Origin of the sequence: Citrobacter sp. Cf087, from assembly GCF_030334285.1 — a bacterium.
GTDB lineage: Bacteria > Pseudomonadota > Gammaproteobacteria > Enterobacterales > Enterobacteriaceae > Citrobacter > Citrobacter freundii.
Window position 1 is genome coordinate 128636 of record NZ_JAOWED010000029.1, and the last position, 15286, is coordinate 143921.

The 15286-nt window shown below is 53.1% G+C and carries 17 protein-coding genes; 6 read left to right on the forward strand and 11 right to left on the reverse strand.

What is annotated here, in order from left to right; genetic code table 11:
• Window positions 1-15: 15 nt before the first annotated feature.
• Together treB and treR are read right to left on the reverse strand one after the other, a co-directional pair.
• Window positions 16-1434, reverse strand: a complete 1419-nt coding sequence (gene treB, locus OGV57_RS12080) for a PTS trehalose transporter subunit IIBC (protein WP_054528001.1) — start codon at window positions 1432-1434, stop codon at window positions 16-18.
• A 156-nt stretch (window positions 1435-1590) separates the two neighbouring features.
• Window positions 1591-2538, reverse strand: coding sequence for a trehalose operon repressor TreR (gene treR, locus OGV57_RS12085; protein WP_003025788.1), 948 nt, complete (start codon window positions 2536-2538; stop codon window positions 1591-1593).
• A gap of 191 nt (window positions 2539-2729) precedes the next feature.
• On the opposite strand from treR, the gene mgtL reads away from it, so the two are divergent.
• The 5 genes from mgtL (at window position 2730) to OGV57_RS12105 (ending at window position 8881) form a co-directional block, all read left to right on the forward strand.
• The gene (gene mgtL, locus OGV57_RS23700) at window positions 2730-2783 is read left to right on the forward strand and encodes a mgtA regulatory leader peptide MgtL (protein ID WP_191229402.1); all 54 of its coding nucleotides are present in this window, start codon (window positions 2730-2732) and stop codon (window positions 2781-2783) included.
• 144 nt (window positions 2784-2927) lie between these two features.
• A complete protein-coding gene (gene mgtA / locus OGV57_RS12090; protein ID WP_054528002.1) occupies window positions 2928-5636 on the forward strand; it encodes a magnesium-translocating P-type ATPase in 2709 nt (902 codons plus the stop codon).
• Between the two features lie 378 nt (window positions 5637-6014).
• Window positions 6015-6992, forward strand: coding sequence for a TRAP transporter substrate-binding protein (locus OGV57_RS12095; protein ID WP_003839604.1), 978 nt, complete (start codon window positions 6015-6017; stop codon window positions 6990-6992).
• Window positions 6993-7054: 62 nt separating this feature from the next.
• Window positions 7055-7564, forward strand: a complete 510-nt coding sequence (locus OGV57_RS12100) for a TRAP transporter small permease (RefSeq protein WP_003839606.1) — start codon at window positions 7055-7057, stop codon at window positions 7562-7564.
• Window positions 7565-7594: 30 nt separating this feature from the next.
• Window positions 7595-8881, forward strand: a complete 1287-nt coding sequence (locus OGV57_RS12105) for a TRAP transporter large permease (protein ID WP_003839607.1) — start codon at window positions 7595-7597, stop codon at window positions 8879-8881.
• Window positions 8882-8972: 91 nt separating this feature from the next.
• Here OGV57_RS12105 and ridA read toward each other — a convergent pair whose 3' ends face one another.
• The 5 genes from ridA to pyrL form a co-directional block, all read right to left on the reverse strand.
• A complete protein-coding gene (gene ridA, locus OGV57_RS12110) occupies window positions 8973-9359 on the reverse strand; it encodes a 2-iminobutanoate/2-iminopropanoate deaminase (protein ID WP_000047544.1) in 387 nt (128 codons plus the stop codon).
• A 200-nt stretch (window positions 9360-9559) separates the two neighbouring features.
• Window positions 9560-10021 carry an aspartate carbamoyltransferase regulatory subunit gene (gene pyrI / locus OGV57_RS12115; RefSeq protein ID WP_003025816.1) on the reverse strand — a complete coding sequence of 154 codons (462 nt, stop codon included), beginning with the start codon at window positions 10019-10021 and terminating at the stop codon, window positions 9560-9562.
• Window positions 10022-10034: 13 nt separating this feature from the next.
• On the reverse strand, window positions 10035-10970 hold the full coding sequence (gene pyrB, locus OGV57_RS12120) for an aspartate carbamoyltransferase (protein WP_008786058.1): 936 nt from the start codon (window positions 10968-10970) through the stop codon (window positions 10035-10037).
• 2 nt (window positions 10971-10972) lie between these two features.
• Window positions 10973-11026, reverse strand: coding sequence for a pyrBI operon leader peptide (locus OGV57_RS23705; RefSeq protein WP_106875647.1), 54 nt, complete (start codon window positions 11024-11026; stop codon window positions 10973-10975).
• Entirely contained in the window at window positions 11007-11108 is a 102-nt protein-coding gene (pyrL, locus tag OGV57_RS12125) for a pyr operon leader peptide (RefSeq protein WP_003025819.1), read from the reverse strand. The genes OGV57_RS23705 and pyrL overlap by 20 nt, the downstream gene beginning before the upstream one ends.
• Between pyrL and OGV57_RS12130 the strand changes: the two genes are divergently transcribed.
• Complete coding sequence (locus tag OGV57_RS12130) at window positions 11088-11210, forward strand: hypothetical protein (RefSeq protein ID WP_085951582.1); 123 nt, start codon at window positions 11088-11090, stop codon at window positions 11208-11210. The two genes, pyrL and OGV57_RS12130, sit on opposite strands and share 21 nt — an antisense overlap.
• On the opposite strand, the gene OGV57_RS12135 is transcribed toward OGV57_RS12130, so the two are convergent.
• The 4 genes from OGV57_RS12135 to arcC form a co-directional block, all read right to left on the reverse strand.
• Window positions 11207-11686, reverse strand: a complete 480-nt coding sequence (locus OGV57_RS12135; RefSeq protein ID WP_003839609.1) for an arginine repressor — start codon at window positions 11684-11686, stop codon at window positions 11207-11209. The two genes, OGV57_RS12130 and OGV57_RS12135, sit on opposite strands and share 4 nt — an antisense overlap.
• A gap of 144 nt (window positions 11687-11830) precedes the next feature.
• On the reverse strand, window positions 11831-13234 hold the full coding sequence (locus OGV57_RS12140; protein WP_003839611.1) for a YfcC family protein: 1404 nt from the start codon (window positions 13232-13234) through the stop codon (window positions 11831-11833).
• A gap of 55 nt (window positions 13235-13289) precedes the next feature.
• Complete coding sequence (gene argF, locus OGV57_RS12145; protein WP_003025826.1) at window positions 13290-14294, reverse strand: ornithine carbamoyltransferase; 1005 nt, start codon at window positions 14292-14294, stop codon at window positions 13290-13292.
• A 57-nt stretch (window positions 14295-14351) separates the two neighbouring features.
• Complete coding sequence (arcC, locus tag OGV57_RS12150) at window positions 14352-15284, reverse strand: carbamate kinase (RefSeq protein ID WP_048234071.1); 933 nt, start codon at window positions 15282-15284, stop codon at window positions 14352-14354.
• Window positions 15285-15286 lie beyond the last annotated feature (2 nt).

Below are 15286 nucleotides of genomic sequence, written 5' to 3' on the forward strand. Positions count from 1 at the left end.
CGCCCCGAAGAAAAGTTAGATAATTTGTAATGTGCCCAGACGGTATTTACGCTGGTAAACAAATGAGGTCAGTATCATTGGGATAACAATCGCAATGACCATCGCCATGCCAAATACCTGCCAATAAGTCGGCTGGATGGAGAGGATGCCCGGCAAACCGCCGACGCCAATCCCGTTTGCCAGCACACCGTTCAGGCCGCACAGCAGTCCGGCGAGACCGGAGCCGATCATCGCGCACAGCATCGGGAAGCGGTATTTCAGGTTGATCCCGTACATTGCTGGTTCAGTTACTCCAAGATAAGCAGAGATCGCGGCAGGAACGGAGATTTCACGTTCGTTGTGCTTGCGACTGGAGATAATGATCCCGACCACCGCAGAAGCCTGAGCGATATTCGACAGTGCGATCAGTGGCCATACCGGCGTGCCGCCCATGCTCTGAATCATCTGCATGTCGATAGCCAGCGTGGTCTGATGCACACCGGTGATCACCAGCGGGGCGTACAGGAAGCCGAACAGGGCCGCGCCAATTGGGGCAAAGCTACCGGTCATCAGGTGGCGAACGGCAAAGGCGACGCCGTCGCCAATCCAGCGACCAAACGGACCAATAAACGCGTGGGCGAGGAACACTGCGAGGATCAGTGAGCATACCGGAACCACCACCAGATACAGGTAGTCCGGGACGATGCGTTTCAGGCGTGTTTCAATCAATCCAAGCGCCAGACCCGCCAGCAACGCTGGAATAACCTGCGCCTGGTAGCCCACTTTCTCAATGCTGAACAGGCCGAAGTTCCACACTTCCGGTGCCTGCTGACCGAGCAAATAAGCGTTCATTAACTGCGGTGAAACCAGGGTTACGCCCAGCACAATACCGAGGATCGGCGTACCGCCCATTTTCTTCACCGCCGACCAGCAGATTCCGACCGGCAAATAGAAGAAGATCGCCTCGCCAATCAGCCACAGGAAGTCGTAAAGGGTTTTCAGCGAAGGATGCATCTGCGCCAGCGTCTGGCCATTGCTCATCGGCAGATCGCCGATCACGTTACGGAAGCCTAAGATCAAGCCGCCGCTAATCAGCGCGGGCAGCAGCGGGAAGAAGATCTCCGCAAAATGAGAAATCAGCTGTTCATGCCATTTCATATTCTGCCGCGCCGCTTTTTTCGCCTGCTCTTTGTCGGCGCTGGCTTGTCCGGTAGTTGCCAGCAGTGCTTTGTAGTAATCACCTACCTCGGTGCCAATCACCACCTGAAATTGCCCGGCGTTGGTGAAGCAGCCTTTGACCATCGGCAACTGTTCGATATCTTTCGGCCTGGCGTTCGCAGGCTGATTCAGCACAAAACGCAGGCGAGTAATGCAGTGACTTACCGTGGCGATATTGTCGCGCCCGCCTACCAGCTCAATCAGCCGGTCGATGTCTGCTTGTTTTATTTTGCTCATGATGACGTGTGTTCCCCGTAGGCCGGATAAGACGCGTTAGGTCGCCATCCGGCAACTCTCGCGTTGTTGGCGCCAGAGTATATCGTCGATGAATATTTAAAAATGGGAACGTTCCCGAAACGCAGCGAAGATCACAAATTAACGCTCAGAAAGCGGTCAGGAGAGGGTGGAAGGAATAACGATTTGTCGTGGTTCACTGCGGCCGTTGATCTGCTCGATCAGCTGAGAGGCCGCTTGTCGCCCGGCTTCGGCGTATCCTGGGTCGACGGTGATAATTTCCGGATGGAGGAATTTCATCAGCGGCGTGCTGCCCACGCTCGCCAACTGCAGGTTCTCAATTCGCTGCTCCTGCAGGTATTTGCTGACCCCAAGGGCGAGGGTGTCCGTCGCGCAGACTAATGCGGTGGTTTCCGGGGTGATGACACTGGCGGCCTGCTCATAGCCCTGCTTCATGGCCAGACCCGGCAGCGCGGCAACCGGATGCAATTTGTGTTTCTTACAAAATGCCAGATAAGCTTCATGGCGGCGCTTACCGGTGGTCACGTCGCTATGAGGAACGCCAAGAAAGCTAATATGGCGATGCTCGCGTTCATATAAACGCTGCATCAGGGTGCGAATGGCACCCTCATCGTCATAGCAGACCGAGGCAAAGCCTTTGGCATCTCTTGCCAGCAGCACCAGCGAATCCTGCCAGGTGGTGAGCATGGATTCAGTAATGCCGGTAAAACCAAACAGCACCACGCCGTCAATATTACGGCGTCGGAGCATGCCGAGATGTTCTTCAACCAGTTCGGGTGAGAACTGGCTTTCCATCATGATCGGATCGTAACCCTGTTCATAAAAGGCGGGCAGCATAGTCTGCACGGCGAGATTTTCCGAAAGTGAGTCCAGACGCGTGACGATAATCGCCACTACCTTGTCGCTTTGCCCACGCATGGCGCGTGCGGAGCGAGAAGGGGAAAAACCGTGCTGATTCATCACCGCTTCAACGCGCTCGCGGGTGCGTTCACTCACGCCGCTTTCATTGTTGAGCACACGGGAAACGGTTGATTTTCCCACACCGCTTAAGCGGGCGATGTCTTTAATGGTCAGCCGATTTTGCATCCTGTTTTCCCATGTTGCGTGTGAAGTTATGCCAAATAGAGAATAACTTTACTCAAGCGCAGTGCAATGGGCAAAGTCTGGTATACATTTGGTTTAGTTTCCGTGCTGTATCATACCGCCATAATTGCCACAAACCTTATGGTTTTCTGCGTATAATCCGCAGCGCAAATCTTTCACTTACCGGAGGCTATATGGATCCCGATCCCACCCCTCTCCCGAGACGGAGAAACAACCCTTTCCGGTAAGCCTGTCTTTCACTGTCTTACCGGATGCGTAAGACAGTGACGTTCTGACGTCCCTGTTACGATTTTGAGATTGCCATCAGGCAAGGCTTTGCCACGCCTGAAGGATTTACTGCGCCTGTTTATACTGGTGCAGGGGGACTGCCTATGTTCAAAAATATTACTCGCCAGCTATTTGCCCGGCTAAACCGCCATCTACCGCATCGTCTGGTGCATCGCGATCCGCTACCCAATGCGCAGACCGTTGCCAGCACGCCGATCCCACCCTCGCTGAGCGAACATTGCCTGAAAATGGCGCTGATGGACGAAGCAGCGCTGTGGAAAACGTTCGGCGCGCACCCAGAAGGGTTGAACGCCGCAGAAGTCGAGAAAGCTCGCGAAATCCATGGCGAAAACCAGTTGCCGGCGCAGAAGCCGTCGCCCTGGTGGGTGCATCTGTGGGTCTGCTACCGCAACCCGTTTAATATTCTGCTGACCATCCTTGGTGCGATTTCCTATGCCACTGAGGATCTGTTCGCTGCCGGCGTCATCGCGCTGATGGTCGCCATCTCGACGCTGCTGAATTTTGTGCAGGAGGCGCGTTCCACCAAAGCGGCGGATGCGTTGAAAGCGATGGTCAGCAACACCGCCACGGTGCTGCGCGTTATCAACGAGAAAGGGGAGAACGGTTGGGTTGAACTGCCGATCGATCAGTTGGTTCCTGGCGATATTATCAAACTGGCGGCAGGGGATATGATCCCGGCCGATCTGCGCGTGGTACAGGCTCGTGACCTGTTTGTGGCTCAGGCTTCGCTGACCGGTGAATCGCTGCCGGTAGAGAAAGTTGCAACCAGCCGCGACCCGCAGCAAAGCAACCCGCTGGAATGCGATACCCTGTGCTTTATGGGCACCAATGTGGTGAGCGGCACGGCGCAGGCCATCGTGATTGCGACCGGGGCCAATACCTGGTTCGGGCAACTGGCGGGCCGCGTCAGCGAGCAGGAAAGCGAGCAGAATGCCTTCCAGAAAGGGATCAGCCGCGTCAGCATGCTGCTGATCCGCTTTATGCTGGTGATGGCGCCCATCGTGCTTATCATCAATGGCTACACCAAAGGTGACTGGTGGGAAGCGGCGCTGTTTGCGCTGTCTGTGGCGGTGGGACTGACTCCAGAAATGCTGCCGATGATCGTCACCTCGACGCTGGCGCGTGGGGCGGTGAAGCTGTCAAAACAAAAGGTTATCGTTAAACACCTCGACGCTATCCAGAACTTTGGCGCGATGGATATTCTGTGCACCGATAAAACCGGCACTCTGACACAAGATAAAATAGTGCTGGAGAATCATACTGATATATCTGGAAAGCCCAGCGAACACGTCCTGCATTCTGCGTGGCTGAACAGCCACTACCAGACCGGGCTGAAGAATCTGCTGGATACGGCAGTGCTGGAAGGCGTGGACGAAGAATCCGCCCGCCGGCTCTCTACCCGCTGGCAAAAAGTCGATGAGATCCCGTTTGATTTCGAACGTCGCCGCATGTCGGTGGTGGTGGCAGAAGAAACCGATGTGCACCAGTTGGTCTGTAAAGGGGCACTACAGGAGATCCTCAGCGTGTGTACCCAGGTGCGCCACAATGGTAAGATTGTTCCGTTAGATGACAACATGCTGCGTCGGGTGAAACGCGTCACGGACACGCTGAACCGCCAGGGGCTGCGCGTGGTGGCGGTGGCGACGAAATACCTGCCAGCGCGTGAGGGGGATTACCAGCGTATTGATGAATCCGATCTGATCCTCGAAGGCTATATCGCGTTCCTCGATCCGCCGAAAGAGACCACCGCACCGGCGCTTAAAGCGCTGAAAGCCAGCGGTATTACGGTGAAAATTCTGACGGGCGATAGCGAGCTGGTGGCGGCGAAAGTGTGTCATGAAGTGGGACTGGATGCGGGCGATGTGGTTATCGGTAGCAGCATTGAGGGGTTAAGCGATGACGAACTGGCAACGCTTGCCCAGCGCACCACGCTGTTTGCCCGCCTGACACCAATGCACAAAGAGCGTATTGTCACACTGCTCAAGCGCGAAGGTCATGTGGTCGGCTTTATGGGGGATGGCATTAACGACGCTCCGGCGCTGCGCGCGGCGGACATTGGTATCTCCGTTGATGGTGCGGTTGATATTGCCCGTGAAGCGGCTGATATCATCCTGCTGGAAAAGAGCCTGATGGTGCTGGAAGAAGGGGTAATCGAAGGACGCCGTACCTTCTCTAACATGCTGAAGTACATCAAAATGACGGCCAGTTCTAACTTCGGTAATGTGTTTAGCGTGCTGGTGGCGAGCGCCTTCTTACCGTTCCTGCCGATGTTGCCGTTGCACTTACTGATTCAGAACCTGCTGTACGATGTATCCCAGGTGGCGATTCCGTTTGATAACGTTGATGAAGAGCAGATCAAAAAGCCGCAGCGCTGGAATCCCGCCGAGTTGGGCCGCTTTATGATCTTCTTTGGACCGATCAGCTCGATCTTTGACATTCTGACTTTCTGCCTGATGTGGTTCGTCTTCCATGCCAATACGCCTGAACATCAGACATTGTTCCAGTCTGGCTGGTTCGTGGTGGGCCTGCTGTCGCAAACGCTGATTGTGCATATGATCCGTACCCGTCGCGTGCCGTTCATCCAAAGCCGCGCCGCATGGCCGCTGATGCTGATGACGCTGGTGGTAATGGTGGTGGGCATTGCATTACCGTTCTCGCCGCTGGCCAGCTATCTGCAATTGCAGGCGCTGCCGCTGAGCTACTTCCCGTGGCTGATTGCGATTCTGGCGGGTTACATGACATTAACCCAGCTTGTGAAAGGTTTTTATAGCCGCCGCTACGGCTGGCAGTAATCCTCAACTTCTCTTCTGCAGGATGGTGTTAATACCATCCTGCATTTCACTTTTTCATTCGAAAGATATTCTCCCGAAATATTGGTGTTTTATTTTTATTGAAATACTAACGCGGGTTGTTAGTATCAAATCGCCTTTCTTGCGTTGTTTTTTTATCAATAAAACGATCTACATTGCAAAAATGAAACAGTGTGCTAAAAAATTTAACTATCTGCGATTTTTTGTGAACGTAGTCATCGAAATAAATTGTTACACCAGTTAGTCTGCGCAGGTAACGTCGTTAAGAAAGTTTCTCGCTGCCCGTTTTTAATTCCGGCAGTCATTTGCTCTGCAAGCTATTCCTGTTAATGGATATTATGAACTTCTGGAGAAGGACAAATGAAACTGACAAAAAACCTGTTAAGTCTGTGTATTGGCGCGTCTGTATTACTGGCGAGTCATGCAACGCTGGCACAAACCTTTCGCGCCGCAGATGTGCATCCGGCTGATTACCCGAACGTTGTTGCCGTGAAACATATGGGGGAAAAACTTAGCGCCGCCACCGAAGGTCGTCTGGAGATTAAAACCTTTCCCGGTGGCGTGTTAGGCGACGAAAAACAGATGATTGAGCAGGCACAATTAGGCGCTATCGATATTATTCGTGTCTCAATGACACCAGTCGCCGCTATTCTCCCTGAAATTAACGTGTTTACCCTGCCATATATTTTCCGTGATGAAGACCATCTGCATAAGGTTCTCGACGGCATGATTGGTCAGGAGATTGGCGACCGCCTGACGGCCAACGCCAAATCGCGGCTGGTGTTCCTCGGCTGGATGGATGCCGGAACGCGCAACCTGATCACCAAAAATCCAGTGGTGAAACCGGAAGATTTACACGGTATGAAAATCCGTGTTCAAGGGAGTCCGATAGCGCTGGATACCCTGAAAGCGATGGGCGCTAACTCCGTTGTCATGGGCGTCAGTGAAGTATTTAGCGGTATGCAGACCGGCGTTATTGATGGCACGGAAAATAACCCGCCAACGTTTGTTGCGCATAACTATTTGCCGGTCGTGAAAAACTATACCTGGAGCAAACACTTTATTATTCCTGAGCTTTTTCTGTTCTCGAAAGCCAAATGGGATAAGTTGAAAAAAGAAGACCAGGACCTCATTATTAAACTCGCCAAAGAAGCACAGGTAGAGCAACGAAAACTTTGGCAGGATTATAATGCAAAATCGCTGGAGACCATGAAAGCCAACGGCGTTCAGTTCCACGATATTGATACGGACTATTTTTATAAAGCCACGCAGTCAGTGCGGGATAATTACGGTAAAGACCACCAGGATTTGATCAAACGAATTCAGGATGTGAAGTAATTCATCAGGTGGAGGATATCAACCCTCCGCCTGAATCTTTTGATTAATTCGAGGTGATGATTATGGGTGAATGCTATTCATCGGTAATGGATTTTCTTTATCGGGTGTCAATGTGGATTGCCGGTATCGCATTATTAGTCATGGTCGCCATTATCCCCATTGGTATATTCGCGCGTTATGTTCTGAATAACGCCCTGTCATGGCCTGAACCCGTCGCTATTCTGTGTATGGTGACATTCACCTTTATTGGCGCGGCGGTGAGCTATCGCGCAGGCTCGCATATCGCGGTAAGTATGGTGATTGACCGTCTGGGTGATGCTTCCCGCCGTTATTGCTCTGTAATCGCTGACGTTATGTTAGTGGCGATAAGCCTTTTTATCCTCTGGTACGGAACCAATCTCTGTCTTGAGCTGTGGGGACAGCCCGTGGCCGAATTCCCGCTTTTAAGCGCCGGGCAAAACTACCTTCCATTGCCGATTGGCTCTGCCATAACGCTGCTGTTTATCGCAGAAAAGATTTTCCGTGGTCCACAGTACCAACGTCCCGTTGTCATGCTGGGATCGACCAGCTAGTTACCGCCCCCATTTCAGAAAGGAAAGCAGATGGATGCATTTATTCTCGTCTTTACGCTCGGCATTATGCTGGCAATTGGGGTACCGGTAGCGTACGCGGTAGGGATTAGCGCCATTATTGGCGCCTGGTACATTGATATTCCGCTGGAAGCTGTGATGATCCAACTGACCAGCGGGGTGAATAAGTTCTCCCTGCTGGCGATCCCGTTCTTTATTCTGGCCGGGGCTATTATGGCCGAAGGGGGAATTGCGCGGCGACTGGTGAACTTTGCCTATATTTTTGTTGGCTTTATTCGCGGCGGACTGTCGCTGGTAAACATTGTGGCATCAACCTTTTTTGGCGCTATTTCTGGATCGTCTGTAGCGGATACCGCATCCATTGGTTCGGTAATGATCCCGGAAATGGATAAAAAAGGTTATCCGCGCGACTTTGCCGCGGCGGTAACGGCCAGTGGTTCGGTGCAGGCGATTCTTACGCCGCCCAGCCATAACTCGGTTATTTACTCGCTGGCTACAGGCGGAACGGTGTCGATTGCCGCACTGTTTATCGCCGGGATCCTACCGGGCCTGCTGTTAAGTTTCAGTCTGATGGTAATGTGCGTGGCTTTTGCGCACAAGCGCGGTTATCCAAAAGGGGAACGCGTACCGTTTCGCCAGGCGCTGAAGATTTTCGTCGATACGCTGTGGGGCCTGATGACGGTTGTGATCATCATGGGCGGCATCCTGTCAGGTATCTTTACCGCGACGGAATCTGCGGCGATTGCCTGCCTTTGGGCCTTCTTTGTCACCATGTTTATCTATCGTGACTATAAATGGTCTGAGCTGCCAAAGCTGATGTTCCGCACGGTGAAAACGGTCACGATCGTCATGATCCTGATAGGCTTTGCCGCTGCGTTCGGCGCCGTTATGACCTATATGCAATTGCCGATGCGTATCACTGAAGCTTTCACCAGCATCTCGGACAACAAATACGTCATTCTGATGTGCATTAACATCATGCTGCTGCTGATCGGTACGCTGATGGATATGGCGCCGCTGATCCTGATTTTGACGCCGGTTCTGCTGCCAGTGACCAACGCACTCGGCATTGATCCAGTCCATTTTGGCATGATCATGCTGGTGAACTTAGGGATCGGCCTTATTACGCCACCGGTAGGGTCGGTGCTGTTTGTGGCCAGTGCGGTGAGTAAGCAGAAAATAGAACAGGTGGTAAAGGCGATGCTGCCGTTCTACCTTGTGCTATTCCTGGTGTTGATGTTGGTGACGTACATTCCGGCGATTTCGCTGTTCCTGCCGAAATTGTTTGGCGTGATGTGATAAATGCCCGGTGGCGCTCACGCTTACCGGGCCTACAAACTACGCTTGCGTAGGCCGGATAAGGCGAAGCCGCCATCCGGCACAAGGAGACTTAGCGACGAACGGCGATCGCTTCAATCTCGATTTTCACGTCTTTCGGCAGACGGGCAACTTCTACGCAAGAACGCGCCGGGAAGGTCGCGTTGTGCTCGGTGAAGAATGCTTCGTAGGTCGCGTTTACGGTGGCGAAATCGTTCAGGTCTTTAACGAAAACGGTCGTTTTTACGATGTCGCCCACTTTCAGGCCTGCTGCTTCAACGATAGCTTTTACGTTTTCCAGCGACTGACGTGCCTGAGCGGATACGTCTTCCGCTACGGCACCGGTTTTCGGATCGACCGGGATCTGACCGGAAGTGATTACCATGCTACCCAGGTCAACGCCCTGAACGTATGGGCCGATTGCTGCTGGTGCATTTTCCGTCGCGATAGTCTTGCTCATGATTTCTCCTGAATTTACAGCGGTAGTAGAATGTTCCCGCCCATTATACACGTCATCCTTCACACTGCCTCTTCGTTGGCTACGTCCTCTTACCCTGGTCACATAGTTTACTATGCTCCCAGTGATAATCGGACTTGCCGCCTCGATGCATTGCGAATGCTTATGTGTAACGGGAGCCGGGATCTCATAACCAACCCCAATTAGTTGGCCAGCACCACATAATGCGAAAACTCTTTTTCACAGTATTTGCATTTGAGTGCGATGTCATCGGCACGTTTTTTCACTGCAAAACTGGAAGAAACCGGCTCAGCATGACTGATGCAGTTGCTGTTCGGGCAAACCAGCACGTTATCGATACGCTCAGGCAGGCTCGGACGTGATTTACCCACTACGTCGTAATCGTCAATGCGGTTTACCGTTGCCTGCGGGGCGTACAGGGAGAGCTGGTTTACCTGCTCGTCGGTCAGGAACGTGTTTTCGATTTTAATCAGATCCTTACGGCCCATCTCGCCAGACGGCAGGTTCAGACCGATGGTGATACGTTGGTCGGTTTCCGTCAGTTTGAACAGCGTCAGCAGCTTAAAACCAACCTGTGCGGGAATGTGGTCAATCACGGTGCCACGTTTGATGGCTTCAACCTGCAGTTTGTTATCGTGTGTCATCTTTTTTTCTCCCTTACAGTGCCAGTTCGTTATTCAGTACCAGTGCCAGTAACGCCTGGCGGGCGAAGATGCCGTTGCCAGCCTGCTGGAAATACCAGGCGTGCGGCGTCTTATCGACGTCGGTGGTGATTTCATCGATGCGCGGCAGCGGATGTAGCACCTTCATGTTTGCTCTGGCGCCGTTCAAATCGCTGGCGCGCAGGACAAACTGTGCTTTCACGTTGGCGTATTCGGACGGGTCCAGACGCTCTTTTTGTACGCGGGTCATGTAGAGGATATCGACCTCCGCCATCACCTCTTCGATAGTGCCGTGCAGGCTCCAGGCGATACCTTTTTCGTTCAACATATCCAGAATGTATTGCGGCATGGCCAGTGCGTCCGGGGCGATGAAGTAGAAACGGTTACCTTCGAACTTCGCCAGCGCCTGGGTCAGGGAGTGGACGGTACGGCCATATTTCAGGTCACCCACCATGGCGATGTGCAGATTGTCCAGGCGACCCTGCGTTTCCTGAATGGTAAACAGGTCCAGCAGCGTTTGGGTGGGATGTTGGTTGGAGCCGTCGCCTGCGTTCAGTACCGGAACGTTACCGGAGAACTCTGTAGCCAGACGTGCGGCGCCTTCCTGCGGATGACGCATGACGATGGCGTCGACATAGGTGCTGATGACGGAAATGGTATCGGCCAGGGTTTCGCCTTTTTTGCCCAGCGACGTGTTGCTGCTGTCAGAAAAACCCACCACGCTGGCGCCCAGGCGGTGCATGGAGGTTTCAAAGGATAAACGGGTGCGGGTTGACGCTTCAAAGAAGCAACTGGCGATAACCTTATGCTTTAACAGCTCCGGCTGTGGGTTAGCTTTTAATTTCGCCGCCGTCGCGAGGACCAGATTGAGGTCATCGCGGCTGAGGTCGTTTATGGAAATGATGTGTTTTTGATAGAGCGGGTTAGCCATGTTTATCTCCTGACGCCTGGGCAAAAAAAAAGCCCCTCAATTGAGGGGCTCGGAATGGGTGATCAACGGAAAGAAAAACGGCAGGCCAGCGTCCTTTTTCAGACGCGGTAAGACAAAATGTCGTACACACTGAACCATACATCCTCCCGGCAAATTGTCCGCGATTATACTCAGCTCCGTTATGGGATCAAGCGGAAAATGCACAATTTATTCACCGCAAACGGTTCTTATGAATTTTAATTCATTTTAAATAGATAGTTAATCTGCTTGTGCACCAGCCCCGTTCGCTGCACAACTCGCGGCGCAACCCAGACAATACTGCTGCCAGCGATGACACCCAGAATCTCTGGTAACGCGTGGTAATCGAGGATTCTGGCAACGGCACGGCCATAACCTGCCGCCGTGTGGATGAGGATAAATTCGCTATTGTGCTCAACGCTGACCACCATTTCAGCAATCGATCGGGCAGCATCAGGAGCGGGGCGCGACTGCGGATTTACAGAATAAATTTTTTGCCCTTTTGTATTTCTTATTTTTATAGCCCCGAGCAGTTTCAGCAGACGGGATACCGTTGACTGACTAATTCCGGTAAAACCATGGTGTTGGAGATCGCGGCGAAGCGCTTCCTGAGAAAGGTAGCTTTTTTCGCTAATCAGGCGCTGACAAATCGCCAATTGTTTCTGCTCTTTGGTCGAGTAATCATCGAATTCCTTCATAAATACACCCTAAGTTTATCATTTGTATCAATGTGATGGCGAAATTCACCACATTTGCAGTATCAATAACGGCTCAAACGGGCGGTTGCGCAGAAAAACGAGAATGCGCTCAAAAAAGCCGTCGGGATCCGACGGCTAAAAGGGCTACAACATCGCGCCGATACTCAGGACGGCCATGTTCAGTAACGTCAAAATGAGCAGGAGCGGGGCGACCCATTTCAGGTAGCGCACGTAAGGAACACGGGCGATGGCTAACCCACCCATCACGACGGCTGAGGTGGGTGTAATCAGATTCACAATGCCGGAAGCGGATTGATACGCGGTGACGACCAGATCCCTCTGTACATGCGCGAAGTCGGCCAGCGGGGCCATAATGGGCATCGTGAGCACCGCCAGGCCAGACGAGGAAGGGACCAGGAAGGAGAGCAATACTTCCAGCCAGTAGGTTACATTGATGAAAATGGTGGTGGACAGACCGGAGACTAAATTTTCGGCGCTGTGCAAAATAGTGTGGGTGATCATGCCGTTGTCCATCACCACGACGATACCGCGTGCAATGCCGATAATCAGCGCCACGCCAAGCAGGTCCCGCGCACCGTCAATGAAGGTACTGGTGAAGGCTTCTTCACTCATGCGGGCAATCACGCCGACGATAATAGCGGAACCCAGAAAGACTGCGGATATTTCTGCCATCCACCATCCGAGTACCGCGACGCCATAAATCATTACCGCAAAGGCGGCGGCGAATATCAGCAGGATCCACTTACGCGTGGCTGTGAATTCAAGATTGGTATTGCCGCGATTGCCGAGAAAATGCGCACGGTTTTCCTCCATTTTATCCGCCACAATCGACAACTCCGGGTGATTGCGGACTTTGCGCGCATAACGCATGACCCACACCACACAGATAACATAGCCGACGACCAGCAGCAGAATGCGCATCAGCATTCCCTGGGTGAAGGGGATCCCGGCGGCGTTAGCCGCGATAACCGTTGCGAAAGGGTTGATTGTCGAGCCGAGTGTGCCAATGCCCGCGCCGAGCAGAACGGTGGCGGCGGCAACCAACGGATCAAAGCGTGCGGCCATCATGACCGGAACCAGCAATGTGTAAAAAGGGAGTGATTCCTCCGCCATCCCGTAAATCGTACCTCCGGCGGCGAAAAGTCCCATCAGAATGGGGATCATCCACTCCTCTTTACCGTTCAACCTGACCGTCACGCGCTCGATACCTGCGTCGATGGCGCCTGTTTTGTTTACTACGCCGAGAAACCCACCAATAATCAGGACAAACAACGCCACATCAATAGCGCCTGCGGTATAGGTTTCGTGGTTGTAAAGACCGTCAATCGGGGCCAGCAGTACAGCGGTAAAACCTTGCGGGTGCGCCTCTGTGGGGGCATAAGTACCGGCAACTGGCACTTCTTTGCCCAGAGTAGCATTCATCGCCATCTGGTATTTCCCTGCCGGGACTATCCAGGTCATAACCGCGACGAGTGCAATGAGAATAAACAGGATGGTATATGCGCTGGGAAATTTGAATTTGCCCATGATGTTCTCCGGATAGCTTGGGCATATGCCGTCAGGCGACATACGCCCGCTGGGGTTAGTCGCCGAGGGTCGCTACCATTACCGCTTTAATGGTATGCATCCGGTTCTCTGCTTCGTCGAAGACGATGGAATGAGCTGACTCAAAAACCTCTTCCGTGACTTCAAGCCCTTTCAGGCCGTAGGCCATTTCGATTTCACGTCCAACCTTTGTGTGCTCGTTATGGAAGGCGGGCAGACAGTGCATAAATTTCACATTGGGGTTACCGGTTGCGTTGATGACCCGCTGGTTAATTTGATAGGGCGTCATCAGGCTAACGCGTTCTGCCCAGGCTTCTTTGGGTTCGCCCATAGAGACCCAGACATCGGTGTAGAGGAAATCGACGTCGTATACGCCTTCCTCAACATCCTCTGTGAGCGTAATGCGTGCGCCAGTCACGCTGGCAATTTCACGGCATTCGGCAACCAGTGCCTCGTCAGGCCAGAAGGATTTAGGTGCGACCAGACGGATATCCATCCCCATTTTCGCTGCGCCAACCATCAGCGAATTACCCATGTTATTGCGGGCGTCACCGAGATAAGCGAAACTCAGTTCCGGCAAGGTTTTACCCGGGGCGTGTTCCAGCATGGTCATCAGATCCGCGAGGATCTGGGTGGGGTGAAATTCATTTGTCAGTCCATTCCAAACAGGAACTCCGGCAAATTGCCCCAGTTCCTCCACAATGTCCTGGCCGTATCCGCGATATTCAATGCCGTCGTACATGCGGCCTAGCACGCGGGCAGTATCTTTCATTGATTCTTTATGGCCGATCTGCGATCCGCTTGGGCCGAGATAGGTCACCTGCGCGCCTTGATCGAAAGCGCCGACTTCAAAGGCACAGCGGGTACGGGTTGAGGTTTTTTCGAAGATCAGCGCGATATTTTTACCGACCAGCGTCTGTCTTTCGCGCCCGGCCTTTTTTGCCGTTTTTAACTCGATAGCCAGATCGATCAGGTACTGGATTTCCGTCGGGGTGTAGTCCAGCAGTTTGAGAAAATTGCGATTTTTCAGGTTAACAGTCATGAAAATGTCCTTATGTAGGCCGGATAAGGCGAAGCCGTCATCCGGCAAAAAAAAGTCCTACGCGTTAGCGTCGGTGGTTTCGAGACGAATTAGCGTGCCTTTGTCGCCGGCGAGAATGGCCGGACCGTCGGCCAGTGAACCGATGCCAGCAATTCCCCGACAGTGAGAGACGAATTCCGCGCAGGCGGTGACTTTGGGGCCCATTGAACCGGCGTCGAATTGCATTTCACCGAGCAGTTCCGGGGTGACCTGGGACAGCGGGCGCTGGGTAGGTTTGCCCCAGTCGAGGTACACGGCATCAGCATCGGTGAGGATCAGCAACGCATCGGCATGGAGTTGGCGGGCGAGTAGGGCGGCGGAGAGATCCTTGTCGATCACCGCTTCAATGCCGTGGTAGCCATCGGCTTTTTCCACCACCGGTACGCCGCCTCCGCCGTTGCAAATCACCAGATGATCGCGGGCGATCAATGTACGAATGGCATCACTTTCAACGATACGTTTGGGTTGTGGAGAGGGCACAACGCGGCGGAACGCTTTGCCATCGGCTTTGAAAATCCAGCCCTTTTCCGCGTGTAGCGTTTTAGCCTGAGCGTCGTCGTAAATCGGTCCGATATATTTGGTCGGATTGCTGAAGGCTGGATCGCGGGCATCGACTTCAACCTGAGTCAGCAGCACACTAATTTCACGCTGTGGAAGCTGGTTTTTCAGCGCCTGTTGCAGCATATAGCCAATCATTCCCTGACTTTCCGCGCCGAGAATGTCGAGCGGATAGGGGGTGACGCTGGCATACGCACTGTTTTGCAACGCCAAAAGTCCAACCTGCGGGCCATTGCCGTGCACCAGAATTACGCGCCATTGCTGTGTGAGCTGAGCGATAGTCTTTGCCGCCAGCTCAATGTTCTTGCGCTGGATGTCAGCTTCCAGCGGCTCGCCGCGTTTGAGCAGCGCATTGCCGCCCAACGCCACAACCAGAGTAGGTTTGTTTTCCATGA